This window comes from Pseudomonas sp. TH04 (assembly GCF_016651355.1).
GTDB classification, from domain to species: domain Bacteria; phylum Pseudomonadota; class Gammaproteobacteria; order Pseudomonadales; family Pseudomonadaceae; genus Aquipseudomonas; species Aquipseudomonas fluorescens.
Window position 1 is genome coordinate 2174446 of record NZ_JAEKEA010000001.1, and the last position, 20782, is coordinate 2195227.

18 protein-coding genes are annotated in these 20782 nt (G+C 61.1%); 3 read left to right on the top strand and 15 right to left on the bottom strand.

From position 1 onward, the window contains the following. Positions 1-100: 100 nt before the first annotated feature. On the bottom strand, positions 101-2746 hold the full coding sequence (gene ppc, locus JFT85_RS09765; protein ID WP_073637223.1) for a phosphoenolpyruvate carboxylase: 2646 nt from the start codon (positions 2744-2746) through the stop codon (positions 101-103). 185 nt (positions 2747-2931) lie between these two features. On the opposite strand from ppc, the gene JFT85_RS09770 reads away from it, so the two are divergent. The 3 genes from JFT85_RS09770 to JFT85_RS09780 all read left to right on the top strand — a co-directional run bounded on the left by JFT85_RS09770 (position 2932) and on the right by JFT85_RS09780 (position 4827). Continuing rightward, positions 2932-3276 carry a hypothetical protein gene (locus JFT85_RS09770; RefSeq protein ID WP_053254706.1) on the top strand — a complete coding sequence of 115 codons (345 nt, stop codon included), beginning with the start codon at positions 2932-2934 and terminating at the stop codon, positions 3274-3276. A 284-nt stretch (positions 3277-3560) separates the two neighbouring features. Continuing rightward, positions 3561-3986 carry a DUF4398 domain-containing protein gene (locus JFT85_RS09775; RefSeq protein WP_064451039.1) on the top strand — a complete coding sequence of 142 codons (426 nt, stop codon included), beginning with the start codon at positions 3561-3563 and terminating at the stop codon, positions 3984-3986. A 55-nt stretch (positions 3987-4041) separates the two neighbouring features. After that, positions 4042-4827, top strand: coding sequence for an OmpA family protein (locus JFT85_RS09780; protein ID WP_053254704.1), 786 nt, complete (start codon positions 4042-4044; stop codon positions 4825-4827). Positions 4828-5144: 317 nt separating this feature from the next. Here the strand turns inward: JFT85_RS09780 and JFT85_RS09785 are convergent, their stop codons facing one another. From JFT85_RS09785 to JFT85_RS09850, 14 genes are all read right to left on the bottom strand, one after another. Further along, on the bottom strand, positions 5145-5471 hold the full coding sequence (locus tag JFT85_RS09785; RefSeq protein ID WP_053254703.1) for a hypothetical protein: 327 nt from the start codon (positions 5469-5471) through the stop codon (positions 5145-5147). Further along, complete coding sequence (locus JFT85_RS09790; RefSeq protein ID WP_053254702.1) at positions 5468-6373, bottom strand: alpha/beta hydrolase; 906 nt, start codon at positions 6371-6373, stop codon at positions 5468-5470. Before JFT85_RS09790 ends, JFT85_RS09785 begins: the two co-directional genes overlap by 4 nt. Before the next feature lie 171 nt (positions 6374-6544). Next, a complete protein-coding gene (locus tag JFT85_RS09795; protein WP_053254701.1) occupies positions 6545-7822 on the bottom strand; it encodes a flavohemoglobin expression-modulating QEGLA motif protein in 1278 nt (425 codons plus the stop codon). A gap of 21 nt (positions 7823-7843) precedes the next feature. Beyond that, the gene (locus JFT85_RS09800; RefSeq protein ID WP_053254700.1) at positions 7844-8404 is read right to left on the bottom strand and encodes a hypothetical protein; all 561 of its coding nucleotides are present in this window, start codon (positions 8402-8404) and stop codon (positions 7844-7846) included. Positions 8405-8528: 124 nt separating this feature from the next. Beyond that, positions 8529-9245 carry a TetR/AcrR family transcriptional regulator gene (locus tag JFT85_RS09805; protein ID WP_169875936.1) on the bottom strand — a complete coding sequence of 239 codons (717 nt, stop codon included), beginning with the start codon at positions 9243-9245 and terminating at the stop codon, positions 8529-8531. A gap of 159 nt (positions 9246-9404) precedes the next feature. Continuing rightward, entirely contained in the window at positions 9405-10907 is a 1503-nt protein-coding gene (gene lysS / locus JFT85_RS09810) for a lysine--tRNA ligase (RefSeq protein ID WP_053254698.1), read from the bottom strand. A gap of 95 nt (positions 10908-11002) precedes the next feature. Beyond that, a protein-coding gene (gene prfB, locus JFT85_RS09815) for a peptide chain release factor 2 (RefSeq protein ID WP_096236834.1) occupies positions 11003-12098 on the bottom strand; the annotation gives its coding sequence in 2 pieces (ribosomal slippage) (positions 11003-12025 and positions 12027-12098; 1095 coding nt in all). Positions 12099-12333: 235 nt separating this feature from the next. After that, complete coding sequence (locus JFT85_RS09820) at positions 12334-13335, bottom strand: diguanylate cyclase (RefSeq protein WP_053254697.1); 1002 nt, start codon at positions 13333-13335, stop codon at positions 12334-12336. Positions 13336-13384: 49 nt separating this feature from the next. Then, positions 13385-14395 carry a chemotaxis response regulator protein-glutamate methylesterase gene (cheB, locus tag JFT85_RS09825; protein WP_078827824.1) on the bottom strand — a complete coding sequence of 337 codons (1011 nt, stop codon included), beginning with the start codon at positions 14393-14395 and terminating at the stop codon, positions 13385-13387. Further along, positions 14392-16671, bottom strand: a complete 2280-nt coding sequence (locus JFT85_RS09830) for a hybrid sensor histidine kinase/response regulator (protein WP_053254695.1) — start codon at positions 16669-16671, stop codon at positions 14392-14394. Before JFT85_RS09830 ends, cheB begins: the two co-directional genes overlap by 4 nt. Then, positions 16668-17369, bottom strand: coding sequence for a chemotaxis protein CheW (locus JFT85_RS09835; protein ID WP_053254694.1), 702 nt, complete (start codon positions 17367-17369; stop codon positions 16668-16670). The genes JFT85_RS09830 and JFT85_RS09835 overlap by 4 nt, the downstream gene beginning before the upstream one ends. Then, positions 17366-18625: a CheR family methyltransferase gene (locus JFT85_RS09840; RefSeq protein WP_069552188.1), complete on the bottom strand. Its 1260-nt coding sequence runs from the start codon at positions 18623-18625 to the stop codon at positions 17366-17368. The genes JFT85_RS09835 and JFT85_RS09840 overlap by 4 nt, the downstream gene beginning before the upstream one ends. Beyond that, positions 18622-19134 (bottom strand): chemotaxis protein CheW, encoded by a 513-nt coding sequence (locus JFT85_RS09845; protein WP_069552187.1) that lies wholly within the window; start codon positions 19132-19134, stop codon positions 18622-18624. The genes JFT85_RS09840 and JFT85_RS09845 overlap by 4 nt, the downstream gene beginning before the upstream one ends. Further along, positions 19134-20756, bottom strand: a complete 1623-nt coding sequence (locus JFT85_RS09850) for a methyl-accepting chemotaxis protein (protein ID WP_201229780.1) — start codon at positions 20754-20756, stop codon at positions 19134-19136. Before JFT85_RS09850 ends, JFT85_RS09845 begins: the two co-directional genes overlap by 1 nt. Positions 20757-20782 lie beyond the last annotated feature (26 nt).

Below are 20782 nucleotides of genomic sequence, written 5' to 3' on the forward strand. Positions count from 1 at the left end.
GGGTGTGCCTGGGTGCAACCCGGCCGCGCAAACGCCGACCGCCCCTTTCAGGGCGGCCGTCATTGTTTATCTGCAAGTCGTTGAGAACACGCAAGAAACCTTATCCGGTGTTGCGCAAACCGGCGGCAATACCGGCCACGGACACCAGCAGCGCCTGTTCCAGAGGGCTGTCCTGCGCTGCCTCCTGCCGACGCGAGCGCGCCAGCAACTCGGCCTGCAACAGGTGCAGCGGGTCGAGGTAGGTGTTACGTAAACGGATAAACTCCAGGGTGTCTGGGCTGTGGGCCAGCAGTTGCGACTGGCCAGTCAGGCCAAGGACCACGCTGCACGCCTGCGACAATAGGTCGCGTAAGTGCGCACCCAATGGCAGAAGGTCAGGCTGCACCAGACGCTCGTCATATAAACGCGCTATATCGGCATCGGCCTTGGCCAGCACCATTTCCAGCATATCGATGCGGGTGCGAAAGAACGGCCATTGCTCACGCATCTGCCCCAGCAACTCGCCTTCGCCGCGCTCCAGCGCCTTGCTTAAGGCCGCTTCCCAGCCGAGCCAGGCAGGTAGCATCAGGCGGGTTTGGGTCCAGCCGAAAATCCACGGGATCGCCCGCAGGCTTTCGATACCGCCCGCACGCCGCTTGGCCGGGCGACTGCCCAAGGGTAAGCGGCCCAGTTCCTGCTCCGGCGTGGACTGGCGGAAGTACTCGACGAACTGGGGATTTTCTCGCACGACGGCGCGGTAAGCGCTGACACCGTCTGCTGCCAATTCGTCCATCAAATGGCGCCAGGCCGGCTCGGGCGGCGGCGGTGGCAACAGCGTGGCTTCCAGCACTGCGGCCAGATAGAGGTTGAGGTTCTGCTCGGCAATGTCCGGCAAGCCGAACTTGAAGCGGATCATTTCGCCTTGTTCGGTGGTGCGGAAACGCCCCGCCACCGAGCCGGGCGGTTGCGACAGGATCGCCGCGTGTGCCGGACCACCGCCACGCCCAACGGTGCCGCCACGACCGTGGAACAACAGCAGTTCCACCTGCTGCTCGCGGCAGATATCCACCAACCGTTCCTGCGCCCGGTACTGCGCCCAGGCGGCCGCTGTGGTGCCGGCGTCCTTGGCGGAGTCCGAGTAACCGATCATCACTTCCTGCGGGCCTTGCAAGCGCGCGCGGTAGCCCGGCAATTGCAGCAGCCGCTCCATCACCGGCCCAGCGTTATCCAGGTCGGCCAGGGTTTCGAACAGCGGGACCACGCGCATCGGTCGTTGCACGCCCGACTCTTTAAGCAGCAATTGCACGGCCAGCACGTCCGACGCGGCGCCCGCCATCGAAATCACGTACGAGCCGAGCGACGCGGCCGGTGCGGCGGCAATTTCCTTGCAGGTATTCAACACCTCGGCGGTGTCCGCCGACGGTTTGAAATAACCCGGAAGCAACGGTCGACGGTTGGTCAGCTCTTTGGTCAGGAAGCTGATACGCGCCTCTTCATCCCAGTCTTCGTAGCGACCCAGGCCCAGGTAATCGGTGATTTCAGTCATGGCCGCCGAATGGCGACTGGAATCCTGGCGCACATCCAGCCGCACCAGGAACAAGCCGAAGGTCACCGCACGGCGCAGGCAATCGAGCAGCGGGCCATCGGCGATCACGCCCATGCCGCACTCGTGAAGCGACTGGTAGCACAGCTCCAGCGGGTCCAGCAGGTCGCGGTTGTTCTGCAAGACCTCAACGGGCGCCGGGGTGTTGGCGCTCAACGCGGTGTGCGCCCATTGCCGCGTGGCACGCAGGCGCTCACGCAATTGCTTGAGCAAGGCGCGATACGGCTCGACGCTGTCGCCGACCTTGGCGTGCAACGCCGGGCTGGCCTGTTGCATCGACAACTCGGACGCCAAGTGGTCGATATCACGCAAATACAAATCCGCCGCCATCCAGCGCGCCAGCAACAGCACTTCGCGGGTGACCGGCGCGGTGACATTCGGGTTGCCATCACGGTCGCCGCCCATCCACGAGGCAAACCGAATCGGTGCGGCCTCCAGTGGCAGGTGCAGGCCAGTGGCCGCGTGCAAGGCGTGGTCAGCCTTGCGCAAGTAATTGGGGATGGCCTGCCACAACGAATGCTCAATGACTGCAAAGCCCCACTTGGCTTCATCCACCGGGGTGGGCCGCACGCGGCGGATTTCTTCGGTGTGCCAGGCTTCGGCGATCAACCGCTGCAAACGTTCGCGGATCTGCTCGCGCTCGGCCGTGGTGAGGTCGCGGTGATCCTGCAGCGCCAGTTGCGCGGCGATCGCATCGTATTTCTGGATCAGGGTGCGGCGCGCCACTTCAGTCGGGTGGGCGGTCAGCACCAATTCAATCTCCAACCGCGCCAACTGGCGGGCCAGGGATTCGTTGCTATGACCTTCGCTTTGCAAGCGGGCCAGCAGTTCCGGCAATACGCGGGATTCGAACGGTGCCGGTTGCGACTCATCGCGCCGGTGGATCAATTGATACTGCTCGGCGATGTTGGCCAGGTTGAGGAACTGGTTAAAGGCTCGTGCCACAGGCAACAGTTCGCTTTCCTGCAATTGGTTCAAGCTGGCGCTGAGTTCCTCGCCGGCGGTTTGCTCGGCTACGCCACCTCGGCGGTCGGCCTTGGCGCCTTTGCGGATCTGCTCGATCTTGTCGAGAAAATCATCGCCGTATTGCTCTCGAATGGTGTTGCCCAACAGCTCACCCAGCAGGTGAACATCCTCACGCAAGCGTGCATCGATATCACTCATCAGCCAATCTCCAGCCAGAAATCCGGGACGCGCAGGCCTTCCAGAGTGCCGCTCGCATCGGTTTCTGACAAGACACTTTAAACCTTGCCGGTTACAGCTAGTCTCAACAGTGAGTCGTCGCGTTTATCCACGCAGGCGGCTGGACACTCATCACCGCCTGCCATCGCGGGCTTATTGAGGTTGCCATGAAAATTCGAGAACTGGCCCAGCATTGGGAAGAGACCGCCAAGGGTCGCCTGACCAAAACCGAGTATGCGATCCATCTGGACATGGAGTCCGCCGCACGGCTGGCCGCGATCGCCGAGATGTACCCCAAGCGCCACCCCGAAGAACTGCTCGGTGAGCTGATCGGCGCCGCCCTTGAAGAGCTGGAAGCCAGCTTTCCCTACATCAAGGGTCAGCACGTGATCGCCACCGATGAAGAGGGGGACCCGCTGTACGAAGACGTCGGCCCTACTCCGCGTTTTCTCACCCTGTCGCGGCGCTATCTGCATGATTTATCAGCCGGTACCGACGAACAGAAGCACTGATTACCCTCCGTTAAACCCCTTCCAACCCCAGGTATTCCGGGCCTCGCGCAGGCTCGGCGTACCTTTGCGCAAAGCAAAAGTTCAAACTTTTAAACGCTGACCAAACAGTCAGATATTTTTTTAGGCAAATCGCCATCTTCTCTGAACTTTTGAAAAAAGCATCAGGTCACAGCCAGTAAGCCATCAGTTGGAACGGCCGTTTGAAAAGGCACCACGCGCTTTACCGCCGGGGCCGCGACCGCAGACCAACGAAATGGATTTTGATGTTTTTGAGGAGTAATCCAATGGAGTTGAAGACGATGAAGACCAGCACTGCCAAATCCTCGTTTAACCACCTGCGCGGGCTCAAATTGGCCGCGCTGGCAATCGGCACCAGCTTCGTACTGGCGGGCTGCGCCGGTAACCCACCGACCGAGCAATACGCCGTGACCCAATCTGCGGTGAACAGCGCCGTCAGCGCCGGGGGTACCGAGTACGCCGCTGTGGAAATGAAGTCGGCTCAGGACAAGCTCAAAGAAGCTGAAATCGCGATGCACGACAAGAACTACGACAAGGCGCGTCAGCTGGCCGAACAAGCCGAATGGGATGCCCGCGTCGCTGAGCGCAAAGCCCAGGCGGCCAAGGCTGACCAGGCTGTGAAGGACTCCCAGAAAGCTGTTCAGGAGCTGCGTCAGGAAGGCATGCGCCCGGCTGTTATCAAACAGCAATAAGCCGCCGCCACTGATTGCAGTGCACCCGATATCGAATTGAAAGGACGACACGACTATGCGTAAACAACTGATGATCCCTGCCCTGCTGGCGATGAGCGTTGCTCTGGCGGCCTGCTCCACCCCGCCGAACGCGAACCTGGAAAACGCACGGACCAACTTCTCGGCCCTGCAAGCCAACCCGAATGCCACCAAGGTAGCGGCGCTGGAAACCAAGGACGCCCAGGATTGGCTGGACAAGGCTGACAAGGCCTACCGTGACAAGGAAGACCAGAAGAAAGTCGACCAACTGGCCTACCTGACCAACCAGCGCGTTGAAGTGGCGAAAGACACCATCGCCCTGCGCCAATCCGAAGCCCAGCTGAAAAACGCCGGCGACGAACGTGCCCGCGCCCTGCTGCAAGCCCGTGATGCGCAGATCAAGCAACTGCAAGACAGCTTGAACGCCAAGCAGACTGATCGCGGCACCCTGGTGACCTTCGGTGACGTGCTGTTCGCCACCAACAAGTCCGACCTGAAATCCAGCGGCCTGGTGAACATCACCAAGCTGGCGCAGTTCCTGCGTGATAACCCGGACCGTAAAGTGATCGTCGAAGGCTACACCGACAGCACCGGTTCCGACTCGTACAACCAGAGCCTGTCCGAACGTCGTGCGGCGTCCGTACAGCGTGCACTGGCTCAACAGGGCGTGGATATCTCGCGCATCGTGACCCAGGGTTACGGCAAGGAATACCCGGTTGCCGACAACGGCAGCGTCTCGGGCCGTGCCATGAACCGCCGCGTTGAAGTGACCATCTCCAACGACAACCAGCCAGTGAAGCCACGTTCGTCGATGGCGAACTGATTGACTGAAGCTGGATAAAAAAACCCACCTTACGGTGGGTTTTTTTTCGGCTATCCGAAGGTAATGGGACGCTCCGGCTCGTCCGCATGCATGACCTTTTTGCGCTCATCGGTGTTGTCCGACAGCCGCTCCATCAGCTGCCTTAGCCCCTCAGCTTGCGCATCCTGCCGCGTCAGCGACTCATGCCCTCTGGCCATGTCCAGCATGTTGCGTATTGCGCCAATATTTATGACCACCTTCCCCGCCCCGTTTGCGTAAGTTACATCGCCCTCTGTGGCGTGTTACGCAAGACGGTTCCAGATATTTCGGTGATCGGGCTATTCCTGCAGTTGCGGGGTTTCCTGCCCCATGCAACGCACCGCTTGCTTCTTGTTGTTGACCAGCACGCCACTCAAGCCTTTCTGCTCGGTATCGAACATCACCAATACGCCATCAACGCATTGCGCGATTTGTGCGGCCGGGGTCAGGGAAATTTTATAGTCCTCGCCCGGTACGGTCTTGAGCATCGTGAAGTCGCTGAGCAGCAATGCATCTTCCGGCTTGGCGAAGTGCAGGTAGCCATAGAACCACAGGCAACCGACGGTACCGATGATGGTGCCGATACCGGTGAGGATCAGCGGGATCATATTGCGTTCTTCGCTCATTGCGGGCTCTCTGATGAATCAACTTTAGGAACAGGGTAATTCGGAATTTCACCCAGGCGGCGCAGGCCGTTGAAGTGCTGCGGGTCGTCCAGGTAACGCAGCATCACGGTTTGCCAGGTCTTGTCGGCAAAGGTCTGCACATGGCCGCCACGGGTCAACTGCAACACCCTCGGCGGCGGCGCGGCCTGATACAGGCGAATACCGTTAGCCACCGGCACAATCGGATCATCCAGGCTATGGAACAGCAGCTTCGGCACACCGGTCAGTCGGGGCATGGCGTTGATCGCACTGTCAGCGTCCGGCACCAGCCAGGACAGCGGCACCTGAAACGGCCATGTTAACCAGGACGTGCTGAGCGCGAATTGTCCTACGTCACGATAACTGGCAGGCACGCCATCCAGCACCAGCGCCTTCAGTTGTGGCTGACGTTCCGGGTGCGCCGCCAGGTAATGCACCGCCAGCGCACCACCCAGGCTTTGGCCCAACACCACCAGCGGCTGGCCCTGGGTTTCGGGCGCCTTGTCGATCCACTTAAAGGCAGCATCGATGTCTTGGTAAACCGCTGGCAACGACGGCTTGCCTTGCGACAGCCCATAACCGCGATAGTCCAGCAGCAGCACTTGGTAGCCCTGCTCCGGCAACCACCAACTGCCGCCCAAGTGCCAGGCGAGGTTGCCGCCGTTGCCGTGCAGGTGCAGCACCGTGCCTTTGACGGGCACCCCGGGTTTGGCCGGCAGCCACCAGGCATGCAGCTTGACGCCGTCGGCGGTGGTCAACGTGACATCGCGGTATTGCAGGTGGGCTTTTTCCGGCGTGAACGGCAGCCCGGGTTCAGGGTAGAACAGCAGCGAACTGCAGCCGTTCAATGTGAGTAGCAGGCAAAGAATGCCGAGGATTCTCATCCGTTGAAGCCTCGCGATTTGGCCGCGATCTGCAGCCTTGTGGAGATCCAAATGTGGGAGCGGGCTTGCTCGCGAAGGCGGCGTGTCAGTCGATACATGTGTGGCTGATGCACCGCTTTCGCGAGCAAGCCCGCGCCCACATTTTTTAATCGGTTTCGTCAGTTAAATTGCCTAAAGGATATTCGAGTAATCCGCCTCGATCCGGTCCAGGCTCAAGTGGTTGAGGAAGTTGGAGAAACACATCCACGCCGCCAGTGCGTTCATGTCGCGAAACTGCTCGGGCAGGTACTTGGGCGGCACCACGAGGCCTTCATCGACCAGTTGGCGCAAGGTACGCATGTCTTCCAGGGTGGTCTTGCCGCAGAACAACAGCGGCACTTGTTCCAGCTTGCCTTTGCGCACGGCCAGCTGAATGTAGTTGTAGACCATGATGAAGCCCTTGAGATAGGACAAATCCTTGGTAAACGGCAGGCCCGTGGGCGTCGAGCCACGGAACACCCGGCTGGCGTTGCCGTAGCTTTCGGCCATTTCAAAGCCTTGCTCGCGGAAGAACTCGAACACCTGCAGGAAGTCGGCGCCCTCCTCCACCATGTGGATGGCGCGGGTGCGGTTAGTCAGTTTGCGCAGGCGGCTGGGGTAGGACGCAAAGGTAATGATTTCCATCAGAATCGCCAGGCCTTCCTGGGTCACCGTGGACGACGGCGGCCCCTTGGACAGGAAGGTGCAGATCGGCTGATTCTGGCCATTGAGCGTGGTGCCGACGTGCACCAGGCCTTCGTGCACTTCCAGTGCGCGTACATCACGCTCGTTGAACATCGCGTCGGCGCGGATCTTGATGTAGTCGGCGCCCGCCGCCGCGTCGGCGACGATCCCGTCAGACTCGAACACGCGAATGGTTTCTTCCGCTTCGCCAAACACCTTGTTGAGGCGGGTTTGCAACAGCGCCACGGCATCTTTGGCGGTAAGGGTCTTGGCTTCGTCCTTGAGGTCGCCACGGCCGTCGATGTTGTTGAGGTAGTCGGAGAGCATCAAGCCCAGGTCCGCCAGGGTCGGATCGCCGGCGTGGAAAGCATCGGAGGCGGCGCCGTAGAGTTCCTGGGAGATCAGGCCGAAGTCCTCGGTGCCACGGGCTTCCAGCATACGCACCACCATGCGGTATTCGCGGCACATGCGACGCATGATCTGCCCCACCGGGCTGAACTGGCCGAGACGTCGGGTAATGTCGCGCTCGATGTTCTGGAACTCCAGCTTCACCGCACTGGAGTCGAACGACAGCGGCCGGTTCAGGTAATAGTCGCGGTCCACGGCGGGCATCGCCTTGCCCTTGGCCTTGAGGAATCCCTGGCGAATGTTCTCGTCCCACTTCACGGCGTCGAGCACGCGAATCGGTGTTTGCGCCAGCACTATGCGATCGGACAAGGTGCGTATCGTCTGCTGGTAATCGTCCACCCGGTGCTTCCTCTTTAAACGTTATTTGCCCGCACGCTGGTAGCGCACGGCTTCAACGAACACATCGGCATTGGCCGGGTCATCCAGGTAGGCAAACACCTGGTCCATCGGGCTGTCCACCAACACGCCGGCGCCCTCGACGGTGTCCACGCTGCTGCCATGCAGCGCCTGTTGGCCGATGGCTTGATGGATTTGCTCAAGGTCGAGGTTGTAGACCACCAATTCATGCTTTTTGTCGCGCTCGCCCTCAAAGTCGAAACCCGCCAGGAAGAAATGCCCGCCGAATGTGTCCGGTAATGGCGCCGACAGGTACCAGCGGTTGCCATGGCGAGAGACCGTGAACAGGTATTCATCGCGCTGGCCCGGCTTGGCTTTAGGGTAGCTCACCGCTTTGTAACGGTGCTCACCGACGCGGGTAATCTGCAGGTTGAGCGGCTCGCCCCAGGCATTTTTACTCGACCAGCGGCCGAGCAAGGCATCCGGTGCGGCTTCTTTGGCCGGCAGCGGGTCCTTGAACGTCACCAGGCACCCGCTGAGTAACAGGAACGACAAGGTGATGACTGCGACACGCCAGGCTTTCATTGAGCACCCCATCCTGTGTGGGCGCTGGTTTTCCTGCGATACAGGCACCTCGGTGCGTCAGGTGATTCGAGGTGATGCTATCGCAGGCGAGCCAGCTCCCACATAAAGCAGATCCCGCATTCAGCTAGACCGAGGCCAACACCAAATGCATGTAACGCTTGAGAATCTCAAGCATCTCTTCACCGGTCAGAGGCTCTGGGCCGCCAAGCAGGCCCTGATATTCCATCCGACCGATTATCGCCGTCAACACTTTGGCATCCTGTTGCGGCTCGCGGGAACCCAATACCTGGAAAAACTGCCCGGTGCCCTGCAACAGAATTTGCTGATGGGAACGCACCAGTTCCGCCAGACGCGGGTTGAGCAAGGCCTCCTGGCGAAAGGCCTGTTCAGCCATCAAGTGCTCACGGCGGTTGGTCAGTTGGCGCATGACGTAATCGGCGGTCAGCTTTGCGATGTCATCCGCCAGTTGCGAGCGTGATGCCTGGCTGCCATCGCCATAGGCGACCATCTCGCGCAGCAGGCCTTCGTTGCGCACCCACAATTTGCCCATGAAGGCCGCGCTGCGCTCGACGTATTGGGCGAAGGTATCGGTGAGCAAGTCATCGATGTCCTTGAAATAGTAGGTGGTGGCCGACAATGGCACACCGGCTTCCGCCGCCACCGCGCGATGGCGCACGGCCCGTACACCATCGCGCACGACAATGCGCATGGCCGCATCGAGAATGTCTTGCCTGCGTTGCTCGCTGCCCCGGCGACTGGCCTTGCGGCCCTGGTATTGGACGCTTTCAGCCACGGCAGCAGCAATGCCGGCGGCGCCTTCTTGAGCCATTACGCGGTTCACCACAGATCTTCCTTTAAAAGGTGACGCGGAGCGTCACGGGCTGCATTCCCACGCAAACCAATCGCCGTGGGAACGATCACCTGGCGCCGTTCTCTTGACGGCTAAATACACCCCATAAAAAAGCCGCCTTATAAAAGGCGGCTTCGAATTTCGCTACGGTTACGCTTGTGGCCGCATGTGCGGGAACAAGATCACGTCGCGGATCGACGGCGAGTTGGTCAACAACATCACCAACCGGTCGATACCGATGCCTTCACCGGCAGTCGGCGGCATGCCGTATTCCAGCGCGCGGACGAAGTCGGCGTCGTAATGCATGGCTTCGTCGTCGCCGGCGTCCTTGTCGGCCACCTGCGCCATGAAGCGTTCAGCCTGGTCTTCCGCGTCATTAAGCTCGGAGTAGGCGTTGGCGATTTCACGGCCGCCGATGAACAGCTCGAAACGGTCGGTGACGTTCGGGTTGTCATCGTTGCGACGGGCCAGCGGCGACACTTCGAACGGGTACTGGGTAATGAAGTGCGGCTGCTCCAGCTTGTGCTCCACCAGCTCCTCGAAAATCATCACCTGCAGTTTGCCCAGGCCTTCAAAGCCGAGCACCTTGGCGCCGGCTTTCTTGGCGATGGCGCGAGCCTTGTCGATGTCGGTCAGGTCGTCAGCGGTCAACTCGGGGTTGTACTTGAGGATCGAGTCGAACACCGAGAGGCGCACAAACGGCTCGCCGAAGTGGAACACCTTGTCGCCGTAAGGCACGTCGGTGCTGCCCAGTACCAGCTGCGCCAGTTCGCGGAACAGTTCTTCGGTCAGGTCCATGTTGTCTTCGTAGTCGGCGTACGCCTGGTAGAACTCCAACATGGTGAATTCAGGGTTGTGACGGGTCGAGACGCCTTCGTTACGGAAGTTACGGTTGATCTCGAAGACTTTTTCGAAACCGCCAACCACCAGGCGCTTGAGGTACAGCTCAGGCGCGATACGCAGGAACATTTCCAGGTCCAGCGCGTTGTGATGCGTTTCGAACGGCTTGGCTGCGGCACCACCGGGGATGGTTTGCAGCATCGGCGTTTCCACTTCCAGGAAGTCACGCTTCATCAGGAAGCTGCGGATGTGCGCGATAACCTGGGAACGCACGCGGAAGGTCTGACGCACGTCTTCGTTGACGATCAGGTCAACGTAGCGCTGGCGATAGCGCTGTTCGGTGTCGGTCAGGCCGTGGTGCTTGTCCGGCAGCGGGCGCAGGGATTTGGTCAGCAGGCGCACGTTCGTCATTTCAACGTACAGGTCGCCCTTGCCGGAACGCGCCAGCGTACCTTCGGCGGCAATGATGTCGCCCATGTCCCAGGTTTTCACCGAGGCCAGGGTTTCTTCGGGCAGAGTTTTACGGTTGACGTAAACCTGAATGCGCCCGGTCATGTCCTGGATCACCATGAACGAGCCACGGTTGAGCATGATGCGACCTGCCACCTTGACCGGGATTGCAGCCTCTGCCAGCTCTTCCTTGGTCTTGTCCGCGTACTGTTTCTGCAAGGCATCGCAGTAGTTTTCGCGGCGGAAGTCGTTCGGGAAGGCATTGCCCTTGGCGCGCTCGGCAGCAAGCTTTTCCTTGCGCAGGGCGATCAGGGAGTTTTCTTCCTGTTGCAGGGCTTGCGGGTCGAGTTGTTGGTCGCTCATGTCTTTTGAAATTCCATCACAGGTACGTTTTCCCCAGCCTTCGGCAGGGGATCGCCGGGCAAGGACTAGACGTCCGCCCGGCTCCTACAGTCTTTTTACAGGCCCGATTTCAGGCTGGCTTCCAGGTATTCGTCGATATCACCGTCGAGCACCTTGTCGCAGTCGCTGCGTTCGATGTTAGTGCGCAGATCCTTGATCCGCGACGCATCGAGCACATAAGAACGGATCTGGTGACCCCAGCCGATATCCGACTTGGTGTCTTCCAAGGCCTGCGAAGCCGCGTTGCGCTTCTGCATTTCCTGCTCGTACAACTTGGCCCGCAGCATTTTCATGGCGGTGTCCTTGTTCGCGTGCTGGGAACGTTCGTTCTGGCAGCTGACCACGGTGTTGGTCGGTACGTGGGTAATACGTACGGCCGAGTCGGTGGTGTTTACGTGCTGACCACCGGCACCGGAGGAGCGGTAGGTGTCGATTCGCAGGTCGGCCGGGTTGATCTCGATTTCCACTTTGTCGTCGATCTCTGGGGAGACGAACACCGCGGAGAACGACGTGTGGCGACGGTTGCCGGAGTCGAACGGGCTCTTGCGCACCAGGCGATGCACACCAATCTCGGTACGCAGCCAGCCAAAGGCGTATTCACCCTTGATGTGCACGGTCGCGCCCTTGATACCGGCGACTTCACCGGCCGACAGTTCCATGATGGTGGCGTCGAAACCGCGCTTGTCAGCCCAACGCAGGTACATGCGCAACAGGATGTTGGCCCAGTCCTGGGCCTCGGTGCCGCCGGAACCGGCCTGGATGTCCAGGTAGGCGTTGTTCGGGTCCATTTCGTGGCTGAACATGCGGCGGAATTCAAGCTTGGCGAGGTTTTCCTCGAGACGGGCCAGCTCGGCGACGACATCGCCCACTGCGCCTTCGTCGTTTTCTTCAACGGCCATGTCCAGCAGGTCGCGGCAATCGCCCAGACCGGTGTTCAATTCGTCGAGGGTGTCGACGATCTGCGCCAGCGCAGCGCGCTCGCGGCCCAGTTCCTGGGCGTATTCAGGTTTGTTCCAGACAGCCGGATCTTCAAGCTCGCGATTGACTTCGGTCAGACGCTCATGCTTTTGATCGTAGTCAAAGATACCCCCGAATAGTTTCGGAGCGCTCGGACAGGTCCTTGATGGTGTTAAGGATCGGGTTGATTTCCATGGCGGGCAGCACTCGTTGGCGAACTTTTGAAAGCCGACGAGTATAACGACAAACACACGCGAACGGCAGCCCGCTTGGCGAAAAGGCGGGTTTGCAGGCGATCTCAAGAACAATCAAGATCCAAATGTGGGAGCGGGCTTGCTCGCGAATGCGGTGGGTCAGTCACTGATTCATTACCTGACATACCGCATTCGCGAGCAAGCCCGCTCCCACAAGGGATCAGCGCTGTAGCGAATTATTCGATCCCCACCTGATTACGGCCATTGTTCTTGGCCATATACAGCCCCTTGTCGGCCGCCATGATCAGCAGCCGACAGTCGCTGCTCTGCTGCGGGGTCATGGTCGACAGGCCGATGCTGATGGTCAGGCTCGAGCCTTCAGCCGGTGCGATATGCGGGATTTTCAGCGCGGCAACGGCCATGCGCAGCTTTTCCGCCACCAGGCGCGCACCACCCGGCGAGGTGTTCGGCAGCACCAGCGCAAACTCTTCACCGCCGTAACGCGCCGGCAGGTCGGAAGGACGGCTGCTGGCTTCGCGGATGGCAGCGGCGACTTTACGCAGGGCTTCGTCACCCTCGACATGGCCAAAGCTGTCGTTGTAGGTCTTGAAGAAGTCGACGTCGATCATCAACAGCGACAGCTGCGTCTGGTCACGCATGGCACGGCGCCATTCCAGCTCCAGGTATTCGTCAAAGTGGCGGCGGTTGGACAGCCCGGTCAGGCCGTCGGAGTTCATCAACCGTTGCAGCACCAGATTGGTATCCAGCAGCTGTTGCTGGCTGACCCGCAGCGCGCGGTAGGCCGCATCCCGCTGCAACAGCGTCATATACGAACGCGAGTGATAGCGAATGCGCGCCACCAGCTCGATGTTATCCGGCAGCTTGACCAAATAATCATTGGCCCCGGCCGAGAACGCCGCGCTTTTGATCAGCGGGTCTTCCTTGGTCGAGAGCACGATGATCGGGATGTTCGCCGTGGCCGGGTGGTTGCGGTATTCGCGCACCAGCGTCAGGCCGTCGAGGCCCGGCATGACCAAGTCTTGCAGGATGACGGTGGGCTTGATACGGATTGCTTGGGCAATCGCCTGGTGCGGATCGGCGCAAAAGTGAAAGTCGATGTTCTCTTCATGGGCCAGCCCACGCCGCACGGCCTCGCCGATCATGGCCTGGTCGTCGACCAGCAACACCATGGCTGCGTTTTCGTCGGTCTTGATGTCGTCGATCTGTAAATCACTCATGTGCAGTCACCTGAATTACTACCTGCAAGCCAGCAGCGGGAGGTACGGATCATTTTGCAAATACCTCCAGCAATCGGGGCGCAATTCTATCCAGTGGGCGAATTTCAACAGCAGCATCAATCGCCGCCGCCGCTTTGGGCATGCCATACACCGCCGAGCTTTGCTGATCCTGGGCGATGGTCAAATATCCTTGTTCACGCAACAACTTGAGGCCCTGGGCGCCGTCGCGCCCCATGCCGGTGAGCAATACGCCGACGGCATCGCCGTTCCAGTAGCTGGCGACGCTCTCGAAAAACACGTCGATGGACGGCCGGTAAATCTCGTTCACCGGCTCTGCGGTATAGGCTAGCGTGCCATTTTTCAACAGGCGAATATGGTGGTTGGTGCCGGCCAGCAACACCGTACCCGCCTGTGGCGGCTCACCTTCACGGGCAAGGCGCACCGGCAGGCCAGAGGCGCTGCTCAGCCACTCGGCCATGCCGGCGGCAAACACCTGGTCCACATGCTGCACCAGCACAATGGCCGCAGGAAAGTCTCGCGGCAAACCCTTGAGGAGGATTTCCAGGGCGGCCGGCCCGCCCGCCGACGACCCGATCGCCACCAGGCGCTGGCGCTTGCCGGTGGTGCGCGGGGGCGCGGTTTCGGCGCGTACGCGGGTGCCGCGCTGGCCGATCAGCCAGCCAATGTTGAGGATCTTGCGCAGTAACGGTGCCGCCGCATCCTTGGGGTTGCCCACGCCCAGCGCCGGTGTATCCACCACGTCCAGGGCGCCGTGGCCCATGGCTTCAAACACCCGACTGACATTGGCCTGACGGTCCACGGTGACGATCAGGATCGGGCACGGGGTCTCGGCCATGATCTGCCGGGTGGCTTCCACGCCGTCCATCACCGGCATGATCAAGTCCATCAGGATCATGTCCGGCGTCAGTTCGGCGCAGCGCTGTACCGCTTCAAGGCCATTGTTGGCCACCCACACCACTTCGTGCGCGGGTTCATAACTCAAGGCGCGCCGCAAGGCTTCCACCGCCAGGGGCATGTCATTGACGATCGCGATTCTCATGCCCGGGCGCCTCCAATCAGTTCGACCACGGCGTCCAGCAAGGCGTCATCATGGAAACTGGCTTTAGCCAGATAATAGTCGGCACCGGCGTCCAGCCCACGACGCCGGTCTTCTTCGCGATCCTTATACGAGACCACCATCACCGGCAACGATTGCAGGCGAGTATCACGGCGCAAGAGTGTGACCAATTCAATACCGTCCATTCGAGGCATATCAATGTCAGTGATCAACAAGTCGAAGTCTTCGGAGCGCAGCGCATTCCAACCGTCCATGCCATCCACCGCTACGGCCACTTCATAACCACGATTAAGTAACAATTTGCGCTGCAGCTCTCGCACGGTGAGCGAGTCATCCACCACCAGCACCCGCTTACGCGGCGCTTCGGTAGCCTGCTGGCTGCGCCGGGCGATGCGCTCCAGGCGGCCGGTGTTGAGCAATTTATCCACCGACCGCAGCATGTCTTCGACGTCGACGATCAATACCACCGAGCCGTCATCCAGCAAGGCCCCGGCGGAGATGTCCTGGACTTTGCCCAGGCGATCATCCAGCGGCAACACCACCAGGGTGCGCTCGCCGACAAAGCGCTCCACCGCAATGCCATACACCGCATCGCGCTCGCGGATCACCACCACCTTCAAGGTTTCTTCATTACTCTGCCCCGGGGGGCGCTGCAACAACTGGCTGGCGGCAACCAGGCCGACATGCCGGCCTTCGTGCCAGAAATGCTGACGGCCTTCCAATTGCACGATGTCGTCGGGTGCCAGGTCGCACATACGCTCGATGTGGGCCAATGGGAATGCGTAGGCCTCTTCGCCGACTTCCACCACAAGGCTGCGCACCACCGACAGGGTCAAGGGCACCTCCAGATGGAAGCGACTGCCCTGCCCCGCCGTCTGCTCCAGCACCACCGCGCCGCGCAGTTGGCGAACCATATGCTGCACCGCGTCGAGGCCGACGCCACGCCCGGACACTTCGGTAACCTTGTCGCGCAGGCTGAAACCCGGCAGGAACAGGAACGTCAGCAGTTCTTCTTCGCTCAAGCGCTGGGCGGTTTCCAGGGGTGACAGGTGCCGGTCGACGATGGTGCCGCGTAGGCGCTCCAGGTCAACACCATTGCCGTCGTCACTCAGTTCCAGCACCAGCAGGCCGGCCTGGTGGGAGGCGCGCAGGCGGATCAAGCCTTCAGCAGGTTTGCCGGCGAGCATGCGCTGCTCGGGCATTTCGATACCGTGGTCGACGGCATTGCGCAGCAAGTGGGTGAGCGGCGCTTCGAGTTTTTCCAGCACGTCGCGGTCGACCTGGGTCTTTTCACCCTCGATCTCCAGGCGCACCTGCTTGCCCAGGCTGCGGCCAAGGTCGCGGACCATGCGCACCTGCCCGGCGAGGACATCGGCAAACGGCCGCATGCGGCAGGCCAACGCCGTGTCGTAAAGCACCTGGGCACGCTGCCCGGCCTGCCAGCCGAACTCATCCAGCTCGGCGGTTTTTTCCGCCAGCAAGGCCTGGGCTTCGCTTAAAAGACGGCGGGTGTCGGCCAGGGCCTCCTGCGCTTCAAGGCTCAAATCCAGCGCCCTAAGTTGCCCATCCAGCGTTTCCAAGGCGCGCGCACTGTTGCTTTGAATGCGTTTGAGGCGCTGCATGCTGGCCAGGTAAGGCTTGAGGCGCTGGGTTTCCACCAGCGATTTGCTGGACAGATCCAGCAGGCTGTTCAAGCGCTCGGCGGTCACCCGCAGCACGCGCTCGCCGCCTTCGGTCATGGGTTTGTTCTGGCGCGGCGCTGAAGGCATCACCGCGGGCGCAGGCTCGGGCTCCGGTGACAGTTCCTCGATCACAGGCGCCGGAGCGGGCGTGGGCGCTGGCGCCGGCTCAACCCTGACGGTCGGCTGCGACGGGTCGAGCAGGCGTTCCATCAGGGCCACATAGGCGTCGATATCCGCCGAGCCCACGTCGTTGCCGGGCGTGGCGATACGCATCAGCAGGTCGGTGCCTTGCAGCAAGGCGTCGATGTGCTCGGGTTGCAGGTACAGGCGGTTTTCCTGGGCGCTGACCAGGCAATCCTCCATGACGTGAGCCACGCTGACGCCGGCGTCCACCCCGACAATCCGCGCCGCGCCCTTGAGCGAGTGCGCGGCGCGCATGCAGGCTTCAAGCTGGTCGGCCTGGGTCGGGTTGCGCTCCAGAGCCAACAGGCCGGCGCTCAATACCTGGGTCTGCGCATCGGCTTCCAGGCTGAACAGCTCCAGCAGCGAGGCGTCACGCATCTGGTCGGGGGTCATGTAAGGCTCCGGGTCACGGCAGACAGCAATTGCGCCTCATCCAGCCACCGCAGGCTGCGGCCTTTCCACTGCAACACACCTTGGGTAAAACGCGCACTGGCCTGGGTGCCGGAGGCCGACGCCGCCTTCAAGGTGCGTTCGTCGATGGCATGAATGCCGTCGACCTCATCCACCGGCACCACCACCGGGCCGTCCTGCGCGGCAATAATCAACATGCGCGGCATCACACGCCCGCCCGTCGCGCCAGGGTTGGCGGGGTCCAGCCCCAGCAACTCGACCAGCGATAAACACGCCACCAGCGCGCCGCGCACATTGGCCACACCGAGCAGTGCGCGGGAACGCTGATGCGGCAGCGAATGAATCGGTTGCAGCGGCGCCACCTCCACCAGGCAACGGGTTGCAATGCCCAGCCATTCTTCGCCAAGACGGAACATCAACAGCGATCGAGTGACGACGTCACTCTCGACTTCAGCGGCCGCCTGCGGGCGTTGGTCGTCTTGCTGCAAAGCGTAACGATCGAGCAAGCGCGTGGCGGCGGCGGAATACACCGAGCAGTTGCGGCAGTGAATGTGCTCGGGCAGCAAAGGGCAGGACTTGTCGCCATGGATGCCGATACGGTTCCAGCAATCATCAATGGCTTGAGTGTCGGCCAGGGTCAGGTCCAGGCCTGCGGTATTGAGTGCGTCAGGGCTACTCATCGTTTGGACTCACTGTCAGCTCGCTCGCTACGGGCGGCACGCGCCTGCAATCGGCGCGCCCCCGCACGGTCGCCCTGGGATTCGAGCAACGCGGCCAGGTGCATCAGGGCCTGCGGGTGCTGCGGTTCCAGGTACAAGGCTTTCCGATAATAACCCTGGGCTTCCAGGGCGCTGCCGGCCACATCGCTGAGCAGCCCCAGCCAGTAAAACACTTGGGCGGCAGGCGGATGGTTACTCAAATACTGTTCACAGGCGGCGCGGGCCTCAACGCTTTTACCTTCGTTGGCCAGGGTCGCGATCCGACTCAGCAAGTCGCCGGTATCGGTGTGCGGCGCCTTGATGGGCACCACCTGGGCACTCACGGTGCTGAACGGCCGCGGCTTGAGCGGCATCGGCGCCGCGCTGCGCTGTGGCACCGGCGCAGGCATGGGGATAAAAACCGGCTCCGGCTTGACCGGCTCGTCATGCCGGCTGAACGCAAAGGATTGCGGTACGCCAATCGAGCGCATGCCATGACGCCCCAACAAACTGCCTTCGGCCGGGCCGATAAACAGTACACCGTCGACATGGGTGAGGGCCTTGAGCACGTCGAACACTTGCTTCTGGGTCGGCTGGTCAAAGTAGATCAGCAGGTTGCGACAGAACACAAAGTCGTAGCTCGACTCATGGGCCAGCAGCGCAGGGTCCAGCAGGTTGCCGACGTGCAGGCGTACTTGTTCACGCACCCGGTCAGCGATGCGATGACCATCGGCCTGCTCCGTGAAATGGCGCTCACGAAACTCGATGTCGCTGCCGCGAAAGGAATTCTTGCCATACACCCCACGTTTGGCACGCTCCACCGACAACGGGCTGACATCCATGCCCTGCACCTTGAATTGGTGCGGCGCAAGCCCGGCATCGAGTAAGGCCATGGCAATCGAATACGGCTCTTCACCGGTGGAGCACGGCAAGCTGAGAATGCGCAGGGCACGCATGTGCTTGATCTCGGCCAGACGTGCCTTGGCCAAGCGGGCCAGGGTCGCAAAGGATTCGGGGTAACGGAAAAACCAGGTTTCAGGGACGATCACCGCTTCGATCAGCGCCTGCTGCTCATCATGGGAGCTTTGCAGGTGCTGCCAATAAGCCTCGGCGGTGGACGCTTGCACGGCCTGGCTGCGTTGACGCACCGCGCGTTCGATAATCGCCTCACCCACCGAAGCGACATCCAGGCCGATGCGTTCCTTCAAGAAGGCAAAGAACCGCGGGTCGTGGTTCATAGGCTCAGCTCGGCGGAAAACAGCAAGGTGCGCACAGGCTCAGTGAGCAGTTCGTTGACACCAATCCACTGCATCAAGCCCAAGGCATCTTCACGCACCAGCCCCAGGTATGGCGTTTCGCGATTATCCAGCCCATACGGCTTGAATTCCTCAAGGCTGCAACGCAGGGTGTCGGTGGCTTGTTCCAGGATCAACCCCAGCCAGCGCGCCTGCACCCATGGCTGCGGCTGGTAATTGACCAGCACCAGGCGCGTGCTGGTGCGGGCCTTTGCCGGCGTACCGAAGGTCAAGGCACACAGGTCGATAACAGGCACCAACACACCCCGGTGGGCAAAGATCCCCGCTACCCACAGCGGCGCGTGGGCAATCGGTTTGAGCGGCAGGCGCGGCAGCACCTCGGCCACTTCCGTGGCCCTCAGCGCGTAGCGTTCACCGCCGATGTGGAACACCAGGAACAACGCCTTTTTCGCTGCCGGGACGGCACCGCGTTTAGCCGCGAGGTCGCTCATCAGACTTTGAAACGCGAGACGCCGCTGCGCAGGCCGACCGCAACCTGGCTCAGCTCATCAATGGCAAAGCTGGCCTGGCGCAGGGACTCCACGGTCTGGCTGCTGGCATCGCCCAATTGCACCAGCGCGTGATTGATTTGCTCGGCGCCGGTGGCCTGGGCCTGCATGCCTTCGTTGACCATCAACACCCGCGGCGCCAGGGCCTGTACCTGATGGATGATCTGCGACAGTTGCTCGCCCACTTGCTGCACTTCGAACATTCCGCGACGGACTTCTTCAGAGAACTTGTCCATGCCCATCACGCCGGCCGACACCGCCGACTGGATCTCGCGCACCATTTGCTCGATGTCATAGGTGGCCACGGCGGTCTGGTCGGCCAGGCGCCGCACTTCAGTGGCCACCACGGCAAACCCTCGACCGTATTCACCGGCCTTCTCGGCCTCGATGGCGGCGTTGAGCGACAGCAGGTTGGTCTGGTCGGCCACCTTGACGATGGTTACCACCACCTGGTTGATGTTGCCGGCCTTCTCATTGAGGATCGCCAGCTTGGCGTTGACCAGGTCGGCGGCGCCCATTACCGAATGCATGGTTTCTTCCATGCGCGCCAGGCCTTGCTGGCCGGAACCGGCGGCGACCGATGCCTGGTCGGCGGCGGTGGAGACTTCGGTCATGGTGCGAACCAAGTCCTTGGACGTGGCGGCGATCTCGCGTGAAGTCGCGCCAATCTCGGTGGTAGTTGCCGCCGTTTCGGTGGCAGTGGCCTGTTGCTGCTTGGACGTAGCCGCGATCTCGGTGACCGAAGTGGTCACCTGTACCGACGAACGCTGGGCCTGGGACACCAGGGCCGTCAGCTCGGTCATCATGTCGTTGAAGCCGGTTTCGACGGCGCCGAACTCGTCCTTGCGATCCAGGTTCAGGCGTTTACTCAGGTCACCGTCGCGCATGGTGCCCAGGATCGCCACGATGCGCTGCATCGGCGCCATGATCGCGCGCATCAGCAGCAGGCCACACAGGCCGGCGGCGATGACCGCCACCAACAGCGATACAAACATGCTGATTTTTGCAGCCGATACCGCGTCATCAATGGCATTGGTTGCACGGTCGGCGACGTCTTTGTTTTCGGTGATGATGTCGTTGAGCTTCAATCGCCCGGCCGTCCATGCCGGCGTCAGGTTGTTATTGAACTCATTGCGCGCGGCGACCAGATCATTGCGCGCCAGGCTCTCAAGCACCGTGGCCAGGCTCTTGTTGTAGGCCTGGTGGAGGGCTTCGAATTGGTTGAACTCAGCCTGGTCTTCACGACCGTTGATGGTTTGCTGGTAGTTGGCCATCTGTGCCTGGACGCGCCCTTCGAAGGCTTTGAAGTCGGCCTTGTCGGCGTCGGTCAGGCGCTTGTCGTCACGCAGACCGAGCATAGCCAGGGTGTGCAGGTAGCTGTCGACCCACGCGCTGCGGATCATCGAACTGAGATAAACCCCCGGCACTGCATCATCACGGACCGCAGTCTCGCCAGACTCAATCTTCAACAACCGTGAATAAGAGACCACAACCATTAACAGCATGATGGCGATAATGACCGCAAAGCTAGCCAAGATCCGTTGGCGCAAGGTCCAGTTCTTCACAGTAATTCCTCGAAGGGCCATTCAAA

Coding starts and splice junctions, on each gene's coding strand:
- ppc (WP_073637223.1), bottom strand. CDS start 2,746: ATGAGTGATATCGATGCACGCTTGCGTGAGGATGTTCACCTGCTGGGT.
- JFT85_RS09770 (WP_053254706.1), top strand. CDS start 2,932: ATGAAAATTCGAGAACTGGCCCAGCATTGGGAAGAGACCGCCAAGGGT.
- JFT85_RS09775 (WP_064451039.1), top strand. CDS start 3,561: ATGGAGTTGAAGACGATGAAGACCAGCACTGCCAAATCCTCGTTTAAC.
- JFT85_RS09780 (WP_053254704.1), top strand. CDS start 4,042: ATGCGTAAACAACTGATGATCCCTGCCCTGCTGGCGATGAGCGTTGCT.
- JFT85_RS09785 (WP_053254703.1), bottom strand. CDS start 5,471: ATGAGCGAAGAACGCAATATGATCCCGCTGATCCTCACCGGTATCGGC.
- JFT85_RS09790 (WP_053254702.1), bottom strand. CDS start 6,373: ATGAGAATCCTCGGCATTCTTTGCCTGCTACTCACATTGAACGGCTGC.
- JFT85_RS09800 (WP_053254700.1), bottom strand. CDS start 8,404: ATGAAAGCCTGGCGTGTCGCAGTCATCACCTTGTCGTTCCTGTTACTC.
- lysS (WP_053254698.1), bottom strand. CDS start 10,907: ATGAGCGACCAACAACTCGACCCGCAAGCCCTGCAACAGGAAGAAAAC.
- JFT85_RS09820 (WP_053254697.1), bottom strand. CDS start 13,335: ATGAGTGATTTACAGATCGACGACATCAAGACCGACGAAAACGCAGCC.
- cheB (WP_078827824.1), bottom strand. CDS start 14,395: ATGAGAATCGCGATCGTCAATGACATGCCCCTGGCGGTGGAAGCCTTG.
- JFT85_RS09830 (WP_053254695.1), bottom strand. CDS start 16,671: ATGACCCCCGACCAGATGCGTGACGCCTCGCTGCTGGAGCTGTTCAGC.
- JFT85_RS09835 (WP_053254694.1), bottom strand. CDS start 17,369: ATGAGTAGCCCTGACGCACTCAATACCGCAGGCCTGGACCTGACCCTG.
- JFT85_RS09840 (WP_069552188.1), bottom strand. CDS start 18,625: ATGAACCACGACCCGCGGTTCTTTGCCTTCTTGAAGGAACGCATCGGC.
- JFT85_RS09845 (WP_069552187.1), bottom strand. CDS start 19,134: ATGAGCGACCTCGCGGCTAAACGCGGTGCCGTCCCGGCAGCGAAAAAG.